Below are 22,204 nucleotides of genomic sequence, written 5' to 3'. Positions count from 1 at the left end.
TGCCGCCATCTTCTCCCCGTTAACGGGGAGAAGGGGCTTTCATCTTCGCATTCGCCAATCACCAGCGTTGCAGAATAGGCGCCAAGCGCGCGGCCCTTCTTCTTCTCCCCGTTAACGGGAGAAGGTGCCGGCAGGCGGACGAGGGGCGGCACCGACCTCGCCAATAGGTTGGCGAACGTCCTTCAACAGGCTCTCTCCAACCGCCTAAAACATTTCGTGCGTCTCGCCATCGAATCGATTGCGCAAACGTTTCGATGGCTCTATGGTTTCGTGAGATCCGCCGAAGAGCGGACGGGAAACGCAATCCAGGGGAGGAGCGCTTGCGGGCACTCTGTTCGCATGCCGACAATGGCTGAGGTCGCGCGCCGCGCCGGCGTATCGGTTTCGACCGTCTCGCATGTCGTCAACCGCACGCGCTTCGTCTCGCCCGAGAAGGCGCAGCTCATCAACGACGCCATCGCCGCCATGGGCTACCAGCCCAACGAGTTGGCGCGCTCGCTCAAGGTGGCCTCGACCAACAGCGTCGGGCTCGCCATCTCGGCGATCTCCAATCCTTATTTCACCGATATCATCTGCGCGGTCGAAGCCGAATGCGCGCGGCTCGGCCTGATGGTGTTTCTGTCGGACACGCAGGAAGACCCCGACCGGGAGTTGTCTGTGGTGCGCGCCTTCCACCAGCGCCGCGTCGACGGCGTCATTCTGGCGCCGTCCGGCTCGCCTGAACGCGCGATCGCCTATCTCGCCGAAAAGAAGCTGCCTTGCGTGCTGATCGATCGTTTCGCCGACGACCGCTTCGATCAGATCGGCGTCGAGAACGAGACGGCGATGCGCTCGCTGATCGACCACGTCGCCTCCTTCGGCCACAAGCGCATCGGCTACATTGCCGGCCAGCCGGGGCTCACCACCACGCGCGAGCGCGTCGATGCCTTCCGCGCCTCGCTCGCGGCCAATGGACTTGAATGCCTGCCGCACTATGTCTCGCCGGAGAATGTCGACACGGCGAGCGCCACGGCGTCGACGCATGCGATCCTGTCGCTGCCCGCGCCGCCCACCGCATTGGTCACCGGCAACAACATGACGACGATCGGGGCAGTCCGTGCCATCCGCGAGAAGGGTCTTTCGATCCCGCGCGACCTCTCGCTGGTCGGCTTCGACGATTTCGAATGGGCCGACTGTTTCGAACCCAGGCTGACGCTGGTCGAGCAGCCCTGCACCGAGATCGGCAGGCAGGCGGCGGCGCTGCTCAGCGAGCGCATCGCATCGAGCGATGCGGCGCCGCGCGCCGTGCGGCTCAAGGCAACGCTGCAGGCGCGCCAATCCTGCGCGAGGCCGGCCCACGCGAGGCCAGCATGAGCGCGCCGCTGCTTTCCGTCACCGGCGCCGTAAAACGCTTCGGCGGCGTGCAGGCGCTGCGCGGCGTCGACTTCGATTTGAAGGCCGGCGAGATCCACGCGCTGCTCGGCGAGAACGGCGCCGGCAAGTCGACGCTGATGAACCTTTTGTCCGGCGTCTACGCGCCGGACGAGGGCGACATCCGCATCGATGGCAAGCAGGTGGCCTTCAGCAACCCGCGCGAGGCGCAAGCCGCCGGCATAGCCACCATCTTCCAGGAACTCGACCTCGTGCCTTCGCTCGACGTGGCGGCGAATCTCTTCCTCGGCCGCGAGCTGATGCGGTCGGGCGGCATGCTCGACGTGCCGGCGATGCGCCGCGAGGCGAAGCAGCGTCTCGAAGCGATCGAGCTCGCCATCGACCCTGCGCGCCTTGTCGCCGATCTCTCCATCGGCCAGCGCCAGGTGGTGGCGATCGTCAAGGCGCTGTCCTATGCCTCGCGCGTGCTGATCATGGACGAGCCGACGGCCGCACTCACCGTCGGCGAGGTCGAGCGCCTGTTCGACATCATGAGGAAGCTTGCCGCAACCGGCGTCGGCATCGTCTACATCTCGCACCGGCTGGAAGAAGTGCCCGATATCGCCGACCGCGTGACGGTGATGCGCGACGGCCGTGTTGCCGGTGTCACCGAGCCGCACGCGCCGCAGGCCGAGCTGGTGCGCCTCTTGGTCGGGCGGCCGCTGGACGAGCTCTATCCAGAGCGCGCGAAAACCGCCGGCAAGACACTGCTCAGCCTCAAGGATGCCAGCTTCAGGCTCGCGCGGGACAGCGCCGGCTGGCAGGCGCCGAGCGGCATTTCGCTCGAGGTCAGGGAAGGCGAGATCGTAGGCCTCGCCGGCATCATGGGGGCAGGGCGCACCGAATTGCTTTCAGCGCTCTACGGCACCGGCCTTGCCGGCCGCTGGCAAGGCGAGGTCGCGGTCGACGGCCGGCCGGTAAAACTCGAATCCATCAACGCGGCGCGCAAGGCGGGCATCGCCTTCGTCACCGACGATCGGCGCGGCAGCGGCCTGATGCTGAGGATGGCGGTCGGCCTCAACCTGGTGATGTCGGTCATTCGCCGCATCTCGCCGGCAGGCCTGATGTCGCCGCGCCGCCAGGCTGAAGCCGTGCGGCAATCCTTCGGACAGTTCGACATTCGTCCGAAGAACCCCGACATCGCCGTCGGCGCGCTTTCCGGCGGCAACCAGCAGAAGGTGGTGCTGGCCAAGGAAATCCTCGGCAATCCGCGCCTTCTCCTGCTCGACGAGCCGACGCGCGGCGTCGATGTCGGCGCCAAGGGCGAGATCTACGCGCGGCTGCGGGCGCTCGCTGCTCAAGGGCTGGGCATATTGGTCGCTTCCAGCGAGATGCCGGAGCTGATCGGGCTCTGCGACCGGATCGTGGTGCTGCGCCAGGGGCGCAACGTGGCGGAATTCAATGGCGGCGTCGACGAGCACACCGTGCTTGCCGCGGCAAACGGCAGGGAGGCCTGATGTCGGACCAGAAGATTTCGGTGGCGGCGAGCCCGGCGCCTGCGGCGGCCCCAACTGCGGCGCCCAAGCACCGCGTCGACCCACTGGCGATCATCGTGCGCTTCCAGAGCCTGATCGGCCTGGTGCTGGTGGCGATCGGCGGCATCATCTTCTCGCCCCGGCGCCATGGCGAGATCCTGTTCCTCAACCCCGACAACATCGCCAACATCGTGCGCGCCGTATCGGAGACCGGCATTATCGCCATCGGCATGACCTTCGTCATCATCACCGCCGGCATCGATCTGTCGGTCGGCGCGGTGCTGGGCCTCTCCGCCGTGGTGACTGCCACCATGATGATCTCCGGCGGCTTCGGCCTCATCGCCACCATCCTGGCCGTGCTCGTCATGGGTACCGTCTTCGGTATCGTCCAGGGCACGATTTCCACACGCTTCCGGCTTGAGCCCTTCATCGTCACGCTCGCCGGACTGCAGGCCGCGCGAGGTCTCGCGCTCGTGGTCTCCGGCAACCAGTACATCAACATTTCCTATGGCGACGGGCCGGGCCTGGCGCCGCCGGTGTTCGCGGTGCTGGGCGAGCGCCTGTTCGACAACACCGTGCCGGTGGCGACCATCGTCTTCATCATCTTCGCGGCCATCGCCACACTGGTGCTCAACACCACGCGTTTCGGCCGCTACGTCTACGCCGTCGGCGGCAACGAGCGCGCCGCGCGCATCTCCGGCGTGCCGGTGTCGATGGTGAAGATATCGGTCTACGCCATCACCGGCTTTGCTTCCGCGCTTGCCGGCATCGTGCATGCCGGACAGTTCAATTTCGGCAGCGCCAACGACGGCATGGGCTATGAGCTCACCGCGATCGCCGCCGTCGTCATCGGCGGCACCAGCCTGTTCGGCGGCGCGGGCTCGATGGTCGGCACCGTGGCCGGCACCATCATGCTCGGCGCTTTGGCCAACATCCTTCAGCTCAACAACATCACCCCCGCCATGCAGCTGCTCGCGACCGCCGCGATCATCGTGCTTGCGGCAGTGCTTCAATCCCTCGTTCGCCGCCGCGAGGGTTTGGGACGATAGGAGGCCGGCGGCAGCATTCTGAAAGAGCAACCCAAGAAACTGCAACGAAGGTCTGGCTACCGGCCAGACGAGGAGGAGACTGAGTATGAGAATGACAGAGAGAGGACTTAGCCGCGCGCTTCGGGCCGCGCTGTTGGCAGGCGCCGGCCTGTGCATCGCAGGGACCGCCCAGGCCGCCGATCCGATGGTGAAGGCCTGCGCCAAGGACGGCCAGTTCGTCATCGGTTTTTCGCAGGCCAACAACGCCGAGCCCTATCGTCAGCACGTCAATGACGAGCTGACGGCGGCGGCCAAGGAAGTGCCGGGCTTCACCCTGCAGATCGCCGACGGCGCCGGCAACGTCAACACGCAGACCTCGCAGGTCGACAACTTCATCACCCAGAAGGTCGATATCCTGTTGATCTCGCCCTTCGAGGCGGCCCCGCTGACGCCCGCCGTGAAGCGCGCCATGGACGCCGGCATTCCGGTGATCGAGCTCGACCGCAAGACGGTTGGCGATCCCGGCAAGGACTACTCGGCCTTCATCGGCGGCGACAATTTCAAGATCGCCGAGGAAGCCGGCAAGTACACGGCATCGAAGCTGCTGCCCGATGGCGGCGAGGCGGCGGTGCTGGAAGGCCTGCCGAGCTCGACGCCGGCGGTGGAGCGCCTCAACGGCTTCAAGGAGGGCGTGAAGGGAAACCCGAAGATCCAGATCGTCGCCGAGCAGGCGGCCGACTGGGTTCCGGATAAAGCCCAGACCGCCTTTTCCGCCATGCTGCAGGCGCATCCCGACATCAAGGTGCTCTATGCCTCGAACGACATGATGGCGGCGGGCGCGCTGCTGGCCGCCAAGGGCGCCGGCAAGGACGTCAAGATCATCGGCACCGACGGCCTGCCGGGTCCGGCCGGCGGCATCGAGGCGGTGGCCAAGGGCGATTGGGCTGCGACCTTCACCTATCCGACCGGCGCCAAGGAAGCGATCGAGATGTCGAAGAAGATCCTCCTCGACTGCGCGACTTCCGTCGAGCCGACGGTGACGGTGGACACCACCGCGATCACGCCGGAAAACGCCAAGCAGCTGGCCGGCAAGTAGGCAGGGCCACAATCGAAGATGTTGCGACAAGGCCCCGGCGCCGGGGCCTTGTTTTTGTTTTTGGGGGCAGCGGACCCGTATCTGGCAGGAATTGGAAGGAACAGTGCTCTTCTGGCCCAACGGATCGCCCGCCAGGGTGGTGACAAGCGGCTTTGCGCGTGCATTGTGTTGCGCTGGACCTTGCGCCCGACGGGAGGAAACCTTGACCGAGTTCGCAACCATACTGTCCATCCTTGGCGTTTTCCTGCTCGGCGCGATGAGCCCCGGGCCGAGCTTCGTCGTCGTCTCGCGCATCGCGGTCGCGGGCGAGCGCACCGACGGCCTGGCGGCGGCGATCGGCATGGGCATAGGCGGCTTCATCTTCGCCACCATCGCGGTCGCCGGCCTGACCGCGCTGCTCGTCCAGGTCGCCTGGCTCGACATTTTCCTGCGCGTCGCCGGCGGCGCCTATCTGTTGTGGATCGGCATCAAGATCTGGCGCGGCGCCCACGAGCCAATTGAGATCGCCGGCGATGCGTCGGCGCGCGCCGGCTCGTTCTGGCGGGCGCTTCGCCGGGCGCTTCTGGTGCAGCTCGCCAATCCGAAGACGGCGATCTTCTACGCCTCGATGTTCGCGGCCATGCTGCCGGCCTCGCCGCCGCTCTGGATGCTGCTGGTCCTGCCGCCGCTGCTCTTCCTGAACGAATTCGTCTGGTACGCCGTCGTCGCCTTCGCCTTTTCCGCCAGCCGCCCGCGCTCGGCCTATCTCAGCACCAAGCACTGGATCGACCGCGCCGCCGGCGCCGTCGTCGGCGCGCTCGGCCTGAAGCTGATGTGGGAAGGCATGGCCGCCGCGCGCCGGGGCTTCAGCGGATGACGTGAGTTCGGATGGAGAAGCCCAAATCGCATAGGGCGCTCCCCCACTCCGTCTCGACTTCGTCGAGCCACCTCTCCCCCATGCATGCATGGGGGAGAGGAAACGCCAACCGCTAAGGCCGCAACTTTGGAAAGCTTGGGTTCCTCTCCCCCCACAAACGTGGGGGAGAGGTGGCTCGGCGAAGCCGAGACGGAGGGGGGGCTGGCGCTGCCGTATGCGACTGCCCTCCCGAACACGCGCCATGCCTTTGCCCTGTCGCAGGCATAGACATGAAACCTTCTGATTTTTAAGCCGTTGTCCGCCTGATGTCTCAGGCTGAACGCAAACCGAAACCGATCGGCGGCAAACCAAACGGTGCCGCGAAGGCGCGCCAAAAGAAGCCGCGCCTGGAAAAAACGCGTTCCGAGAAGCGCGAAGAAGAGAAGCCGCGCCCCCAGAAATCACACGAAGAGAAGTCACGCGAAGAGAAATCCGCCGGAGAAAAGGCCGCCGAACCCACACCCGAGGCCGTCGGCGAACCGGCCCCGCCGCCGCCGGAGTCAGTCGAACCCGGTCCGAAGCTGACGCCTGAAGAGGCCGAGCAGGCGCGCAAGAAATACCTTTTGCGGCGTTTCTGGATCAGCGGGCGCGGTTACTGGGGCCGGCGCGGCGACAAGCTCGCCTTGCCGTTCACGTTCGGGCTGTTGGTGCTGATCTGCGTCAATGTCGGCTTCCAATATGGCATCAATGTCTGGAACCGCGCGTTTTTCGACGCCATCGAGCAGCGCGATGTCCACACCGTCTATACTCTCAGCGCCGTCTTCCTGCCGCTGGTGGCCGGCAGCATCAGCCTTGTCGTCGCGCAGGTTTACCTGCGCATGACGATCCAGCGCCGCTGGCGCTCCTGGATGAGCACCGCGGTCATCGCGCGCTGGCTGGCCAGCGGCCGCTACTATCAGCTGAACCTCGTTGCCGGCGACCACACCAACCCCGAGGCCCGCATCTCGGAGGATCTGCGCATCGCCACCGAGTCGCCCGTCGATTTCATCTCCGGCGTCCTCCACGCGTTCCTGGCGGCCTCGACCTTCATCGTGGTGCTGTGGACGATCGGCGGCGCGCTCACCCTGCCGCTCGACGGCGCGAGCATCACCATCCCCGGCTTCCTCGTCATCACCGCGGTGATCTATGCCGCCATCACCTCGACCTCGATGGTGGTCATCGGCCGCCATTTCGTGCAGCTCTCCGAGCAGAAGAACCAGACGGAAGCTGAATTCCGCTACGTGCTGACGCGGGTGCGCGAAAACGGCGAGAGCATCGCCCTGCTCGGCGGCGAGGACGAGGAGCGCAGCGGCATCGACAACACCTTCGGCCATGTGCTGAGGCAATGGGCGCTGCTGACCGGACAGCACATGCGCACGGCGCTGGTGTCGCAGGTGTCGAGCCTGTTCGCGCCGGTCGTGCCGATCCTGCTGTGCGCGCCGAAATTCCTCGAAGGCTCGATGTCGCTTGGCGCGGTGATGCAGGCGGCCTCGGCTTTCGCCATCGTGCAGAGCGCGTTCGGCTGGCTGGTCGACAATTATCCGCGCCTTGCCGACTGGAACGCCTCGGCCCGCCGCATTGCCTCGCTGATGATGTCGCTCGACGGGCTGGAGCGCGCCGAGCGCAGCGAGGCTTTCGGGCGCATCCGGCACGGCAAGACTGAAGACGGCGCGATGCTCTCCCTCGACGATCTCTCCGTGACGCTCAACGACGGCACCGGCGTGGTCAAGGAGACCGAGGTCGAGATCGAGCCGGGCGAGCGGGTGCTGGTGGCCGGCGAATCCGGCACCGGCAAGTCGACGCTGGTGCGGGCCATCGCCGGCCTGTGGCCGTGGGGCGGCGGCAGCGTCGATTTCCACGCCGACAGGCGGCTGTTCATGCTGCCGCAACGTTCCTACATCCCCACCGGCACGCTGCGCCGCGCGGTCGCCTACCCCGCCGCCGCCGACAAGTGGACGGTCAAGAAGATAAGCGCCGCCCTCGACAAGGTGGGGCTCGGCTATCTCAAGGACAGGCTCGAGGAAGACGCGCCCTGGGACCAGACGCTCTCCGGCGGCGAAAAGCAGCGCCTCGCCTTCGCGCGCCTCCTGCTGCATGAGCCGGACATCGTCGTGCTCGACGAAGCGACCTCGGCCCTCGACGAGAAGAGCCAGGACAAGATGATGCAGACGGTGATCCGCCAACTGCCCAAGGTCACCATCATCAGCGTGGCGCACCGGGCAGAGCTCGAAGCTTTTCACAGCCGCAAGATCACGCTGGAGCGCCGCGAGGGCGGGGCGAAGCTGGTCAGCGACGTCGAGCTTGTGCCGCGCAGGCGCAAGCGCAGCCTGATCCGGCGGGCACTGTGGGGGAGCGGGACGCGGGGCGGAAGAGCGTGAAGCGGGAGTGGGTGAACTCAATACATGCCATTGCCGTCCACGACGGATCGATAACTACTACGTTAGAAGGAGACGGTCCCTAAGCCTTTTGCGGCGCTTGGCGTTGCCGAGCGTGCTTTTTTATCATGGTTGTTTGGTGCGGCATCCAGCCGCGCAGTATGGGTTCACGCAGAACTAACAGCGGTGAGGGGTCGCACAGCCGGTGGGGTTCAGAGATGAACCATGTGCAGGATACCCAATCAGCATGCTTCCATAGTGACTGCACCTTTGTTCGACGACGGGTTTCGGGTTTACTTCCTGGAATGCGCGGCAGCAGCCCCGCGCTATGCCTCATTTCGCTATGCCTCGTGCTGCTGCTGGGACTTCCGGCGAGGAGCCAGTCGGTTGAGGACAGACTAAGCCCGGGAGATCATATCGAACTGCACGTTTGGCACTGGACTGCGCTGCGCGGCGGCGTTTTGGAAGGGCTGCAACTCAACCGAAACTTCAGCATCGACTCGACCGGCAAAGTTGATCTTCCAAATATCGGGAGCATTGGCGCCGCAGGCCTGCGTACGGACGAGTTGGCAAAGCTGATTACCGATCGCCTGCAAGCCAGGAGTGGCCTGCCCGAACGGCCGGAGACGACCGTGCAGCGCATCCTTGAGCCAGCCATGGAAACGACAAATTCCGTGGAATCGGCAGGCGACCAGGCACCGCCCGAACCGTCGGCGGTTGCCGCGGCGAACGGCAGCCCGTCACTTGCAGGCTTGGAGAAGGAACCCGTCACGGCACCACCGGGCGGGCTCGAGTCCCGCAAATCCGCGGAACTGGCGCCCACGACGCCACACGCACTCAAGACGCCGGAGGCACTCAAGACACCAGAGCCGCTCAAGGAAGCTGCGCGAACGGTGCCTGGCGAGCATGAGCAGGCCTCGTGCCGTGAATTGGCGGCAGCACAAGAAGCGCTGGATGTAATGCAGCGCAACGCGCGCGACGCAAGTGCCGAGGCACATGCAGTGGCCGACAAGGCGGCCAAACAAGCGCAAGACCTGGAAAAGCAACGGCAGAAAGCCAAAGCGCTGGCGCTCGATCTGCAGGCGGCGCGGCGCGTTATCGAAGGCTTCAAGGCCAAGGCGATTGTCTGGGACAACGAGAAGGCCGCCATGCTTAGCGCGCATCGCGCGACGGAAGCCTCTGAGGCTGCTGTTCAGCGAGCCCTTGATGGGGAGCGGCACAGGGTTGAGCTCCTCGAGCAACAACTCGCCGCGTCCCGCCAGACCGTCGACGCTCTGAAGATAGGCGCAGCTCAGGCAGCGACCGGGCAGGCCAACGCCGTAAAGGACCGGCACGCGGCCGAGGCCGCATCGAGGCAAGCTGGCGAGGCGCTGGCGTTGGAACGCCAGCGGGCAGATGCCGCCTTGCGTGATCTCGACAGCGTGCGCAAGGAACGCGACGCTTCAAGAGAGGCCGCGGCAGCGCTGAGCGCGGCGTTGGAACAGGAGCGTGAAAGATCGATCGGCCTGGCTCGCAGCCTCAGTGCAGCGCGGCAGGCAATTGGCAGCGTCAAGGCTGCTGCCGGGCGTCGCACGGTGGGCATGAAGCGCATGGCGAAAGCGCCTGTCCGCGCAAGTCCGCATGCAAGCATGTCGGAGCGCTCCGGATCTGCGCGTAAACCGCCGGACAAACAGAGGTTCAAGGTCCAAAAGCCACCGCAACCCGATCTGGTGGCGACCATAGCTCTTCCCGTCGCATTGCTCCCGACGCGACCACCGGTGCCCGACCCTCGCTGGTGAAGAGCAGTGAGCCAACTATGCCGCAGGTGGCCATGAAAAAATACGTCGCAGCCGCGTTGGCGATCGGGATCACGATCGCGCCCGCCTCGGCTGTTGACGTAGGCGTAGGCGGCAAGGTTGGCGGTGTCGGGCTCGGCGCTGGAGTGAGCGCCGGTTCGCAAGGCGTGTCGGTGGGCGCGGGCGCGAGCGCCGACGGTGTAGGCGGAGCAAACGTTGGCGCATCGACCAGCGGCAGCGGACCTCCCGGCGTTGGTGCCGGCGGCAACATGGGCGGCATAGGCGCAGGCGTGTCAGCGGGCGCCCGTGTGGGCGACCACCCTTCCGCCCAAAACGGGCCGGCTGCCTCTGCCCGGCGCCCGGCCGCAGTCACGACAGCCCCGGCTTTGGCCAAGACCGCAGCACAATCCATTTCCCTGCCTCCCGTGCTCAGACCTTCCAGAGCTGGCAACAGTGACCTCCGGCGGGTCACCGACCGCTTAGGGCCTTTCTCGCCCCTGAGAGCGAAACCCGGCACACCGGCTCCTCTGGTGCGCGACTGTCGCGCCGCGATCATGGCTGCCGCGAAGCCCCTTGGCGCCGTGCGGGTCTACGCGGCCAGCGCAGGTTCCCCGCGTCAAGGTCGAGGTGGACTCAACGCGCCGATCGAGGTGCGCATAGACTACGAAAGGCAAGGCGGCATTGAAGTCAGGCAGGCGCGAGTCGGCTGTCGCCTCAACGCGGCAGGGATGGTCGTCGCGGTGATCTAGAGCAGGAAGCTCCCTCTCGTGGCGTTCGCTTCGGCCGGGAAGGGTAAACGCATATGGCGCTCCCCCTCTCCGTCTCGGAGCGGGGGCAGCGCCCTATGCGATTGTCTCGGACTGAAGTGGGTGACGGGCGGCGATCCGGCTTAGACCAAGACAACCCGCCCGTGCTTCGGCTACAGTTCCGCCCGGCGCAAAAATCATCGAAGGGGAGCATCGCGATGAACGAAGTCAGGGCACTTTCGGAGATCGCCAGCTATCACGCCCATATCTACTATGAAGGAGAGGCGCAGCGGCGGCAGGCCGAATGGCTGCGTCTTCGCATCGGCGAACGTTTCCGCGTGCGCCTGGGCAACTGGCGCGACGAGCCGGTCGGCCCGCACCAGCAGGCCATGTACCAGGTCTCCTTCGCCAACGAGATTTTCGCCACGCTCGTTCCATGGCTGATGCTGAACCACGGCGGCCTGAGTATCCTCATCCACCCCAACACCACCAACCCCAAGCGCGACCACACGGTCGACCCGATCTGGATCGGCCGGCCGCTGGGGGTGAACGGGGAGGTGCTTGGCGAGGAGGACGAGGCGGAAGAGGCGCTGGAGGTGAATACGGAGCCGACGCTGGGGGCGTGAGGGGGCGGGGCTAACTTACAGTTGGTAATTGCCAGCCTACGTTGGCTTCAAATTGCTTGCGGTAAACTAAAGTCTGCATCTTGCTAGTCCCAAGGCACCCAAGGCAAGAACACTCGGAACATGTTCCTAACGAAATTCTCGGGATCTTGGTTTGTTGCGTACGCGTATTCAGCGTCATTCAGGTTCAGGACGTCTAGTACGTTATCGAAATTCTGGCCACGCTTGTAACCTTGACGGAAAAGTTTGAGGAGACGGCGATTGAGGTCCCAGCCTTCGCTATGGTCGGGCAGAGACCTGTCCAACATACGCTTCGCGTGAGCTGGTAGGCTACCTTCCAGTATTCTGCTTCGGAGTTCTGGCAGCAAATCGCGCAGGATACGCTTAGTGTTTTCGATGCCATTGCGTACACACAATACGAAAACATACACGAGCATTGTGCTCTGGGATTGGCTACTAGCAGTCAACCCAGCGCTTCGAAGGCGAGAATGCCAGAGACCAACATCGACATTTCCGTCAATTGGGTAGCCCAGCAAATCCGCTGAAGATGCAAGGGTTTCGCCGTTGTCAATCTTGGCAACATACTGAATAAAATCAGCCGGACTTGAGCGGAAAACGTCGATCCACGACGTGTGAAGCTCCGCATGCTGATAGAGGTCGAGCGCCCTCCCAAATGAGTATTCGGGGTAGGCGTACAGCACCGGTCGGACGTCGGATGAGAACTCGCGCCCGATGAGCAGATCAAGGACGAGTTCAAGCTTCTTGCGGGGAAGGCCAAGCTGGGCCAGCTTAGTGAGTTGGTCAGAAGGCAGCCGCGAACAAGTTTCAATACTGACCAGATCGGCTCGATGGAGCAGTGCCTCCGAGACGAACCATAAGGGCATTTTCGGATCGACAAGAGATTCTTCGGTCGCTTGGGGTACCAAAGCGTTCTGGAGCTGAGAAAACAGGGGTCCAAGTTTTTCAGCAAATGTTCCAATCGTGTAGATGATTTGTGGAAGTTCCCTGGGGTCAGAGCGCGCCAAGAGACTTGTTATCTCGTCCCCGGTCGGACCACCCAGCGACTTTAGCTGGCGGCCAGCGATCAATTCGATAAGATCGACATTGCTAAGGCGCGGAACGAGCGACAACTTGCTCTGAGACAGTCCGAGCATGTCACGCTTCAGAGTGTCTCCGTGACCCGCGTTGAAGTATTCGAACGTAGTATTGGCGACATGCAGGTTTAGGCGGCCCGTTCGTGTCTCTATGTACACGTTTACGAGGTACGGAAAGGTTCGGCGATTAGTATCGACATCCTTGCCGTATCGCCACAGAAAGCGGCGAAGAGGCGTCACCGTTCCGGAAACAGCGTCTTGCGCGGCCTCTTCGATCCACCGTTTCGCTTCGATCTTCACGAGCGGAGAGGTATTTGTTTGAAAGTGGAATGACTGCCCCTTGAAATCCGCAGTTGATGGGATCGATCTGAAGGAAAATGTCCCTCGTAGTCGAGGCCACTGTTGGGACCAAACGGCAAGAATGGCATGTTCTCGGTCTTCATCTGAGATGGATGTTGGACTAAGCAAGCTTTTCGAGTAGCAAGCTGCAAGGACCTGCTCTATCACATCTTTACGCGCGGATGGGCCTTTGGCGCGACGGCTGACGGGTATCCTAATCGACAACGACTCGTCCTGCTGATAATCCGCCGGGCGGCGAAACATGCGATTCAAGACCGTCAAGTCGGCTTGAGTTGACAGGACATCTCGCCCCAAGATGAGGACGTGGCTCCATACGCAGCCAGGCCTAGCCATCTCCGGGGCGAGCCATGTCCGGATCAGGGCGTACTTTTTGCTGTCGGGCAGCGTTAAACCTGTGAGGTAGCTTTGATCTGGGTCGAGCTGCGAACCAGGAGCGAGATCAGAGGCAGCGGCAAGTTCGTACGAGTCCAGCGATGAAAGGGAGATCGAAGATGCAAGCTGGCGATGGCCATTGAAATATCCAAAGACCGCCTGATCTATTCGATTAAATTCATCACTGTTCATAAGCCTTCCAAGTCGCTCAACCATCGCACTGGATGAGTTAGATCGTGCTGATCAACCCCATTCCCCACGACTTGAATCCTCTCGCTCGCTTTTGCTACACTCAAAAGTGCCTGTCGATCGCCCTCATCTCCCGAAACACCTTTCTCTGGTACGTCGCCACCCTGCGCGGACACACCATATACGCGGACTTCGACCTTCAAATGACTAAGATACTGATCCAGAAGTGGCATCTTGTCGTGCAACCAAGCCGCAGGATCGGTGTTAATCGCTTTATCCCAAGCTGAAACAATGAGTGCCACTCGTTGAACATCAATCTCCATCGGAGGGGCTTGAATGGCCTGGAGAAAGTCGACAATCTGAACTTGACGGGGTGTTTTTGCTGGATCGAAATTGACCGTTGCTATCGCCTCCTCGACCAGCTTGTCTTCGTCGGCATTTTCGCTGAGCGTCTTGGCCACGTCTAGAAGTGTCACGTCGTCTCTTGGCTGCCCAGCGCTCACGAATAGCATCAGGCCTCGGATACCCTCGAAGGCATCTGCGACCTTGCGGCTGACCTGTCTGGTGGCGAACGCTCGTTCGAACGTCTCTCCGGGCAAGTCCACGAACTGTAGCACTACCGCTTGGCCGGTTGCTTGGTCCTCCAGATTCATCACAATATTCTCGTGTTGCTCACTGAGCGTTCGAGGCACCCGCCAGCAGTCCGCCCATTCCGCCGCTAAGAGCTCCAAATATCGGTAGTCGCCCGAATGTTTTCCTTTTCGAAGCGAAGTAACAATTTCCTTGCTGTCGACAAGGTACCATAGCGCGGCGGCGAAAGTCGTTTTCCCGGACGATTGCAGGCCAATCGCCATGTGGCGAATTTCCTTGGCCATCGTCAGCTCCAAATTTTCACAAGGTGGTCGATTTGACGTAGCGGCCTCGTAACCGGCGGAGGGTTTATATCGACGTATCCGTCGGGGGTCGCCCACCGGTCAATCATTTCCGCGAGGCCTATGAAGCCCAGATCGACATTTGCTCTAGGCAATGCGCAAACCTTATAAATGCTGAAATCGTGACTTCCTTTGCCGAATTCCTGACCTAGTTCTTGCTCATAGGCCGTGATCTCGGCTTCCAAATCCCGACCATCCTTTTTGCCGGAAATTCGGTCCAACTTGGTGATCAAGATTTCGATCTTCGTCGCCGACGGCACCGCATTATTATCGAGCAGTGCGCGGATCAACTGCTTAAAGGTTCTTCGATAGGTCGCTCTTGTCTCGAGCTTTGTGAGCCGAGCGGCATCGAGGAGGAAGCAAATCCGATCCGCCAGCGCCAACTCCGTCAGTCGGTCAACCAGGGAGGTATTGGTTCTGGCGGCCTCGAAGGCCTCTCCGGAACGATCGGAGATAACGACGTCAGATACCTCGTCGCCCGCTTTCAGCCGCAGGTGGAAAAAACCAAGGGGATCAGCTCGACTCGTTCGTGGTGTGGTCGGCACGTCACGTTTTGAACTTACCAGTGCAAGATGGTTCCGCTCGGCAAACGCACGCAAAGTACGACTGCTCACGAAGGAATGTCCGCCCAGAGGGCCTTTGCATAGGAGCCCGTAGATTGCTGACAGGAGGGTTGTCTTCCCAGCCCTTTGTTCCCCAATTAGGACAATCGTGCGCATCCGGCAGCGGTTTCGAAACTGAGTGATCTGGTCCTCTGTGATCAGTCCGTTCGGTTGCAGCCAAATACCGTCGTGCGCAGCCGCAGGCGCGTCGGTTTGCTCGTCAATGCCTGGGTCGAGGTCTTCAATCTCGGCGACGGTAAAGTCCGGACATGTTTCGATAGGATCGAATGAGCGTTTGCAGATTCCCGTTTGGGCGACATCGCACCCAGGATTTGAGCATACCGGAACTTGTGCTTCCATCATCTAAGCCAGTTCAGTCTCAGGAGAAGCGCCTCGTGATAGGTCTGGATCGCGAGTTCAAGTGCCGTCAGTTTCACGTCATAACTAAGGTTTGTTTTCTTCTTGAACTGGCTTGCGAGGACAGGTGTCTCTTCCAGAAGCGTCTCGGCCAAGGCTCCATGCACTGGCGCAACCGCGTAATCACTTGTGCTCTTGGCAACGAGATCAGTGAACTTGGGGTCGATAGCCTTGATGCCTTCGCTAAGTTTGATCGCCTTGTCTGCGTCAGCACCAAGCGCTCGTCTGGCAATGCCGTAGACCCCATAAGGCCCAGGCAGCGAACTAACCATCGCAGCGAGGTCCGCCCCGATCACGATGGGTCTAGCAGCAGCGGGAACAGATTCGAGTGGCAGATCCAACAAAAAACTTTGCTGGCCAAGGTGCCACCAGAGCAGATCGACTTCTTCAGCCAAACGCCTGTTCTCGCTCCACATCTTTTCGATGACGTTGTTGCCGGAGGTCAGCAACTGCTTGATCTGAGCATTGTAATCTTTGGCTATGGCGTCGAAGACCTCCACGTCGGTGGAGTCCGTGCCCTCGGTGCTGTACTTCTTGATGAGATCAGCCACGCCGGCAACTTTCCCGCCGACGATCTTGGGTGTGTCAATTGGAATGCCGCGCTTTCGAACCAGATCGTGTAGCGTCTGCTTCGCTGCCAAGGACAATGCGTGATTGTCAACGGTAGACCTTTTACCAGCGAACGCGGCTGCATGCACCGAAACAGCCGTGCCCGGATATTTGGCAATCAATCTGCTACGCAGCACCAGGGCGGCTATTCGAGCCGCTTCTTCCGAATCTTGTTGCAAGCTGAACGTGCTATCGTCGGTTCGAAGAACATCTAAGAACCAAGTTTCCGCGTCTTCACCTTGGCGATGGGGAAGGCCAAAGGCAAAATAGGCGAGATCAAGCACTCGGCTGGTCTTTTCTTCCGCATCGGTCTTGGCCTTGGTGAAGGCCGCGTTGCGCGCTGTGACAATGTCACGTTCCGCCAATGGCTGGAGTTTTCGATATTCCTCCACGAAGTCGAACTCTGCCATTTGTCACCTTACTCCAGGCTGATTAACGATTGCGTCGTTGAGCTGTTGCAATTGGCCCCGATCGAATGCACGCCTTACGGCAGCCAACGCAAACTCATAGTCGAGAAGACCTTGGTCACCCTCTTCATCAAGTGCCAAGCCGGTAATAATCCGCCGCTGATCCTTTTCATTGAGGGCGAGTATCTTGATCGCGACGGAGCGAACTGTCAGTGATTGATCCACCATCACAGTTCCAGTGTTTTCGTTGGTTGGACCTGCCCCAATCTGCGCCACCGGAGCAATCGGCGATGCTTCGACTTTTGGCGCGATCCAAGGCGTAAGATCATGGGAAAGATGCCAGGGATCGTTACCTTGGTGATCAGAGACGGCGATGAACCTTGTGCCATGATAGTGTCGCACCCAGATTTTCACATCAAGGCGTCGGTCGTGCGCCCGACCTGAGACATCCACATCGATTATGTTGTAACCCGGTTGCCAGCCCGCCTCATCTCGCGAAGGCTGCAGTGCCCCAGCCCTGATCCGCGTGAAACGGCGGTAATCCTCAACTCTCAGCGAATGTTCGTGACCGAAAAGATGAAGGTGAGCCACGCTCTCTATACGATCTCGAAATTCCCCTGCGTTTCGTAGCCAGCCGAATGGATGGTGGCACATCACCAAGTGAGTCACACCGTCTTCCCGTTTGATTATTTGGGCTGCCGACGGATCAACGAACATGTTGTCTTTGCCGTCTTTACCATCACAGATCAGGACGGAATTGAAGCCCCAAACACGGAGCGTAGAGCCGTCACTTAACGTAAAGTCGCGAAATGTGTAAGGCTTTCTTCCAGTGTCCTTGTTGTAAAAGCCGATTTCACAGAGGAAATTAGCTGAAAAACGATTATAGTTTTCGATCGGTTTAAATAACATCTGCGATGAAGTTTCATCGTCGACGTAACGGGTTATCGCCTGGTTTGCTTGCGATATGGGGGTACTGCGGAGCATCGCCCTCGCGTCCGCATGCATCGGAGCTTCGGCGGCCTTGCGGTCAACGTCGTGATTTCCAGGTATGACGACGACATCTTCAATCTTACAGCCACTCACCGGACAGAGTTCTTCTTTCAGCCACGTCAAGGCGAAATCGAACTCTTCCTTTCGGCCATGGTAAGCAATGTCGCCGGATATTAGGATCGCGTCGATCGGTCTGTTTAGCTGCTTTCTCATACCTTTGACATCCTGGATCATATCTCCACGAAGTCCAAGATTCTGATCGTATGGTTTATCGATGTCGCCGGTGCTGAAGTGAATGTCCGATATATGAAGCAAAAGCATCGCTGCAAGAGTCTTGTGTCAGAGTGGATGGTGCTCGGTTGCCTAAAATCGTTTGACTAAGTTATTCAACATCGCCGATTCGTCCAGCACAGCTTAGTATCATGCGTTAGGCTACGGGATGTTTTTTCCCGTGAAGTCCCGAAGAGCCTCCGGCGGCGGGGCTGAGCAAGCGATAGAGCGTCACTTCGACGGTCAGCCTTCCCCGTTCGGGCCGCAACTCAAACCTTTGGAAGGACTGCGCAATTCCACCCTCGGATAACCCAGGGGTTAAGGCCTGGGATAAGCCCCATAATCCATAAGCCAGAATCCAGAGTCCAAATGTCCAGAGTCCAGAAGAGAAAAGCTGGCGCTTTTCTCTTCTGAACAAAGCCGGGAAGGGAAAGCAAAAATGGCAGCAGCGCGAAGGCCCGCCATGCAGCGGCGCGGAAAGAGTCCGCCAGTTCAGCCTTCGTGCTTGACGATTCCAGCGAACAGGCGAGGCGATCGCTGGTCTGCCTCACCCCCCGCCAGTCTCGGCAGCAGGAAAATCTCCGCCCCCTCGGGCAACTCCTTCGACCAAGTATCCCGATAAATCGTCCCATCAATCGCCACCGCGATGCCGCGATCGATCAGGGGTTCGAAGGCGGGATACTGTTCCGCGAGCTTGCGGAACAGCTCCCTGATGTCCTTGGCCTCGATGTCGAGCTTGCTCTGGCCTCCGGCCGCGGCGCCGAGCGAGCCCCAGAGCGTGACTTCGACCATTACCTCCAGATCCTCATTGGACCGTAGCTGAAAACCGCTTCGCGCTTTTCAGCATTATCCTTCCCGTTCGGCCTCGAGCGCCGCCAGGATGCGCGGCGGCGACATCGGGATGTGCGTCATGCGCACGCCGACCGCGTTCGACACCGCATTGGCGATCGCCGCCAGCGGCGGCACGATCGAGGTCTCGCCGACGCCGCGCACCCCATAGGGGTGGTTGGGGTTGGGGATTTCCAGGATCTGCGTGTCGATCATCGGCAGGTCGGAGCACACCGGGATGCGGTAGTCGAGGAAGCCCGGGTTCTGCAGCCGCCCGTCCTTGCCGTAGATATACTCCTCGTTGAGCGCCCAGCCGATGCCTTGCGCAGCACCCCCTGGTACTGGCCCTCGACATAGGTCGGGTGCACCGCCTTGCCGGCGTCCTGCACCACCGTGTAACGCAGCACCCTGGTCGAGCCGGTCTCGGGGTCGACCTCGATGTCGCAGATATGGGTGGCGAAGGACACGCCCGCGCCGTCGGCGACGAGCTCGCTGTGGCCGGCGATCGGCCCGCCGGTCTTGCCGGACTGCGCGGCGATCTCCTTCAGCGATAGTTTGCCGAGATTGCCATGCTTCTCGCCCTTGGCGACCGCGTGGCCCTTTTCCCAAGCCACGTCATCGACGCCGATGTCCCACATCTGCGCCGCGCGCTCGCGCAGCACCTTGATGGCGTTGCGGGCGGCCGAGATGGTCGCCATGGAGGAGGAGAAGGTGCCGCGGCTGCCGTCGGTCATGTCGTTGTAACCGAGGCTCGAGGTGTCGGCTACCACCGCCTTGACCTGGGCATAGTCGATGCCGAGCTCCTCCGCCGCCACCAGCGACAGCGACGCGCGGGAGCCGCCCACGTCCACCGTGCCGACGGCGAGCGAGACCGAGCCGTCCATGCCGATGTTCAAGTCAGTGCAGGTCTGGCCGCCGAAATTGAACCAGAAGCCGCAGGCCATGCCGCGCCCCTGGTTCAGGCCAAGCGGCGCCTTCATGTGCGGATGGTTCTTCACCGCTTCCAGCGTCGGGCCGATGCCGATCGGGCCGTAGACCGGGCCGTAGGAGGCGCGCGTGCCTTCCTGCGCGGCGTTCTTGATGCGGAAATCGACCGGGTCGATGCCGATCTCCTTGGCCAGCTCGTCGACGGCGCTTTCAACCGCGAACGCCGCCATCGGCGCCGAGGGCGCGCGATAGGCCGCGGTCTTCGGCCGGTTGACCAGCACTTCGTAGCCGACGGTCTTGACGTTCTCCAGCTTGTAGCAGGCAAACGCCGTCATGGCGCCGATCTCGGCCCACATGCCGGCATAGGGGCCGCAGCTGTAACGCAGCGTCGCTTCGGCGGCGGTGATCGTGCCGTCCTTCCTGGCGCCGATCTTGACGTCGATCGAGGTGGCGCTGGTCGGACCTGAGGCGCGAAACACCTCGTCGCGGGTCATCACCAGCTTCACCGGACGGCCGGCCTTCCTTGACAAAGCAAGCGCCACCGGCTCGGCCCAGACATGGGTCTTGCCGCCGAAGCCGCCGCCGATCTCGGAGGAGGTGACGCGCAGTTTTGACGCTTCCATGCCGAGCAGCTGGGCGCAGTGCTGGCGGTAGACGAAATGCCCTTGCGTGCACACCCACAGCTCCGCGGTGCCGTCGGGGTTGACGCTCGCCACGCAGGCATGCGGCTCGATATAGCCCTGATGCGTCTGCTCGGTCTTGAAGGAGCGCTCGACGACGAAATCGGCCTTCGCGAAGCCATCGTGCACGTCGCCGTGGCCGTATTGCGTGCGCTTGCAGACGTTGGAGGGTTTTACGGGCTTTTCCTCGAGGCCTTCGGTGAAGATGGCGTCGTTGATCAGCGGGGCGTGGTGGTTCATCGCCTCGTCGACGTCGGTGACGTGCGGCAGCACCTCGTAGTCGACCTCGATCAGCTTCAGCGCCTGCCTTGCGGTGCGGGCGTCGATGGCGGCCACCGCGGCCACCGCATGGCCGTCATAGAGCGCCTTGGTGCGCGCCATCGAGTTGTCGAGAATGTCGTACATGGCGGCATCGCCGTCGGTCAGGTCGGGCAGGTCGGCCGCCGTGATCACCGCTTTCACGCCGGCGAGCTTTTCCGCCTTCGAGGTGTCGATCTTCCTGATCACGGCATGGGCGTGCGGGCTGCGCAGGATGCGCCCGACCAGCTGTCCGGCCATGTTGAAGTCGGCGCCGTAGCGGGCGCGGCCCGTCACCTTGTCGACGCCGTCGGGACGGATGGGGCGCGTGCCGACGGAGGAGAAATTGCGTCCCGAGTAGCGCGGATCGAAATTCATCTCAGGCTCCCTTCATCACGTTTGCCGCGTCCTGGAGGGCGCGCACGATCTTGTCATAGCCGGTGCAGCGGCAGAGATTGCCGGCGAGGCCAAAGCGGATTTCCTCCTCGGTCGGCGAGGGGTTCTTCGCCAGAAGGTCCTTGGCAGCGATCAGGAAGCCCGGCGTGCAGATGCCGCATTGCAAGGCCGCATGCTCCAGAAACTTCTGCTGCAGCGGATGCAACTGGTCGCCATGCGCCATGCCCTCGATGGTTTCGACCTGCCGGCCCTCCGCCTCGGCGCCCAGCACCAGGCACGAGCACACCAGCCGGTTGTCGAGGATGACGCTGCAGGCGCCGCAGTCGCCGGTGCCGCAGCCTTCCTTGGCGCCGGTCAGCCCCAGCCGGTCGCGCAGCACGTCGAGCAGCGTCTCGTCGGGCTGGCAGAGATACTCGACGTGATCGCCGTTGATTGTCGTTGAAACCGCTACACCGGCCATCACTTGCCTCCTGCACGCTTGTAGGCGATTTCTGCGACCCGTCTGGCCAGCACGCCCGCGACTTTCCGTCTGAATTCGATGGTGCCGCGCTTGTCGTCGATCGGACGGCAGGCCCCGGCGCAGATCTTTGCCAGCCGCTCGAGTGTGCCTTCATCCAGCTTCGAGCCGATGAGGACCTCCGCGGCCTCCTCGACCAGCAGCACCGTCGCCGCCACGGCGCCGAGCGCCACGCGGGCCGTCTTGACGACGCCGTTGTCATCGATCGTCAGGTTCACGCCGGCGCTCACCACGGCGATGTCCATCTCGGTGCGCGGAATGAAGCGCTGATAGGCATCGCCCGCATGCGGCGCGCGCTTATCAAGCAGGATCGCCTCGATGATCTCGCCCTTGGCGAGAGAGGTCCTGCCCGGTCCCGTCGGCACGCTCTCGACAGGAATGGTGCGCTTGCCCGCAGGCCCGGCAACCACCGCCTTGGCGCCGGCGGCCACCAGCGCCGGCACGCTGTCGGCAGCGGGCGAGGCGTTGCAGAGATTGCCGACGATGGTGCAGCGTCCCTGCACCTGCTTCGAACCGATCAGCTTGGCCGCCTCGACGACGCCCGGCCATGCCTTCTTCAAGGCAGCGTTCTCGCCCAGCACGGCACAAGGCACCGCGGCGCCGATCCTGAACCCGTCGGCCGTTTCCGTTATCTCGCTCAAGCCGGCGATCGCCTTGATGTCGACGATCAGCTCGGGCTCGACAAAGCCACCCTTCATTCTCACCAGCAGGTCGCTGCCTCCGGCAAGGATGGCGGCCGGGCCGGCCGCGCCGGCCAGCAGGCCCACGGCATCTTCCATTGATTGCGGACGTATGTAGCGCATCGTCTCCCCATAGCTAATGGCAAATCTCGGCGACCGTTATAAAGACTCTCCTCATAATGGCCATCCGCTTCCTGCATTGCACCATCCAAGTCAGGCAGGCTGGCCCTAATCC

The 22,204-nt window shown here is 62.2% G+C and carries 16 protein-coding genes and 1 pseudogene; 8 read left to right on the top strand and 9 right to left on the bottom strand.

The window, feature by feature from the left end:
- Positions 1 to 348: 348 nt before the first annotated feature.
- From EJ071_RS27760 to EJ071_RS27720, 8 genes are all read left to right on the top strand, one after another.
- Positions 349 to 1,353 (top strand): LacI family DNA-binding transcriptional regulator, encoded by a 1,005-nt coding sequence (locus EJ071_RS27760; RefSeq protein ID WP_245459991.1) that lies wholly within the window; start codon positions 349 to 351, stop codon positions 1,351 to 1,353.
- Positions 1,350 to 2,867 carry a sugar ABC transporter ATP-binding protein gene (locus tag EJ071_RS27755; protein WP_126100705.1) on the top strand — a complete coding sequence of 506 codons (1,518 nt, stop codon included), beginning with the start codon at positions 1,350 to 1,352 and terminating at the stop codon, positions 2,865 to 2,867. The genes EJ071_RS27760 and EJ071_RS27755 overlap by 4 nt, the downstream gene beginning before the upstream one ends.
- Positions 2,867 to 3,934 carry an ABC transporter permease gene (locus EJ071_RS27750; protein WP_245459990.1) on the top strand — a complete coding sequence of 356 codons (1,068 nt, stop codon included), beginning with the start codon at positions 2,867 to 2,869 and terminating at the stop codon, positions 3,932 to 3,934. Before EJ071_RS27755 ends, EJ071_RS27750 begins: the two co-directional genes overlap by 1 nt.
- Before the next feature lie 91 nt (positions 3,935 to 4,025).
- On the top strand, positions 4,026 to 5,009 hold the full coding sequence (locus tag EJ071_RS27745; protein WP_126102743.1) for a substrate-binding domain-containing protein: 984 nt from the start codon (positions 4,026 to 4,028) through the stop codon (positions 5,007 to 5,009).
- A gap of 256 nt (positions 5,010 to 5,265) precedes the next feature.
- Positions 5,266 to 5,865 carry a LysE family transporter gene (locus EJ071_RS27740; RefSeq protein ID WP_189521576.1) on the top strand — a complete coding sequence of 200 codons (600 nt, stop codon included), beginning with the start codon at positions 5,266 to 5,268 and terminating at the stop codon, positions 5,863 to 5,865.
- Positions 5,866 to 6,170: 305 nt separating this feature from the next.
- Positions 6,171 to 8,261: an ABC transporter ATP-binding protein/permease gene (locus EJ071_RS27735; protein ID WP_126100702.1), complete on the top strand. Its 2,091-nt coding sequence runs from the start codon at positions 6,171 to 6,173 to the stop codon at positions 8,259 to 8,261.
- A 215-nt stretch (positions 8,262 to 8,476) separates the two neighbouring features.
- The gene (locus tag EJ071_RS27730) at positions 8,477 to 10,036 is read left to right on the top strand and encodes a polysaccharide biosynthesis/export family protein (protein WP_189521232.1); all 1,560 of its coding nucleotides are present in this window, start codon (positions 8,477 to 8,479) and stop codon (positions 10,034 to 10,036) included.
- 961 nt (positions 10,037 to 10,997) lie between these two features.
- Positions 10,998 to 11,405, top strand: a complete 408-nt coding sequence (locus EJ071_RS27720) for a DOPA 4,5-dioxygenase family protein (RefSeq protein WP_126100699.1) — start codon at positions 10,998 to 11,000, stop codon at positions 11,403 to 11,405.
- Positions 11,406 to 11,488: 83 nt separating this feature from the next.
- Here EJ071_RS27720 and EJ071_RS27715 read toward each other — a convergent pair whose 3' ends face one another.
- The 9 genes and pseudogenes from EJ071_RS27715 to EJ071_RS27675 form a co-directional block, all read right to left on the bottom strand.
- Complete coding sequence (locus EJ071_RS27715) at positions 11,489 to 13,420, bottom strand: hypothetical protein (protein ID WP_126100698.1); 1,932 nt, start codon at positions 13,418 to 13,420, stop codon at positions 11,489 to 11,491.
- Entirely contained in the window at positions 13,417 to 14,292 is an 876-nt protein-coding gene (locus tag EJ071_RS27710) for a hypothetical protein (protein ID WP_126100697.1), read from the bottom strand. The genes EJ071_RS27715 and EJ071_RS27710 overlap by 4 nt, the downstream gene beginning before the upstream one ends.
- Before the next feature lie 2 nt (positions 14,293 to 14,294).
- Positions 14,295 to 15,314 carry a hypothetical protein gene (locus EJ071_RS27705; protein WP_245459988.1) on the bottom strand — a complete coding sequence of 340 codons (1,020 nt, stop codon included), beginning with the start codon at positions 15,312 to 15,314 and terminating at the stop codon, positions 14,295 to 14,297.
- Complete coding sequence (locus EJ071_RS27700) at positions 15,311 to 16,387, bottom strand: GTPase-associated system all-helical protein GASH (protein ID WP_126100696.1); 1,077 nt, start codon at positions 16,385 to 16,387, stop codon at positions 15,311 to 15,313. The genes EJ071_RS27705 and EJ071_RS27700 overlap by 4 nt, the downstream gene beginning before the upstream one ends.
- 3 nt (positions 16,388 to 16,390) lie before the next feature.
- Positions 16,391 to 17,695: a metallophosphoesterase gene (locus EJ071_RS27695; protein ID WP_126100695.1), complete on the bottom strand. Its 1,305-nt coding sequence runs from the start codon at positions 17,693 to 17,695 to the stop codon at positions 16,391 to 16,393.
- Positions 17,696 to 18,136: 441 nt separating this feature from the next.
- Entirely contained in the window at positions 18,137 to 18,436 is a 300-nt protein-coding gene (locus EJ071_RS27690) for a MoaD/ThiS family protein (protein WP_126100694.1), read from the bottom strand.
- Positions 18,437 to 18,490: 54 nt separating this feature from the next.
- Positions 18,491 to 20,754: pseudogene (locus tag EJ071_RS27685) on the bottom strand (xanthine dehydrogenase family protein molybdopterin-binding subunit).
- A gap of 1 nt (position 20,755) precedes the next feature.
- Entirely contained in the window at positions 20,756 to 21,232 is a 477-nt protein-coding gene (locus EJ071_RS27680; RefSeq protein WP_126100693.1) for a (2Fe-2S)-binding protein, read from the bottom strand.
- Positions 21,232 to 22,092 (bottom strand): xanthine dehydrogenase family protein subunit M, encoded by an 861-nt coding sequence (locus tag EJ071_RS27675; protein WP_126100692.1) that lies wholly within the window; start codon positions 22,090 to 22,092, stop codon positions 21,232 to 21,234. The genes EJ071_RS27680 and EJ071_RS27675 overlap by 1 nt, the downstream gene beginning before the upstream one ends.
- Between the last annotated feature and the right edge of the window lie 112 nt (positions 22,093 to 22,204).

The organism is Mesorhizobium sp. M1B.F.Ca.ET.045.04.1.1 (genome assembly GCF_003952465.1).
GTDB lineage: Bacteria > Pseudomonadota > Alphaproteobacteria > Rhizobiales > Rhizobiaceae > Mesorhizobium > Mesorhizobium shonense.
Note: the sequence above shows the minus strand (reverse complement) of the source record. Positions and strands in the feature narration are given on the sequence as shown.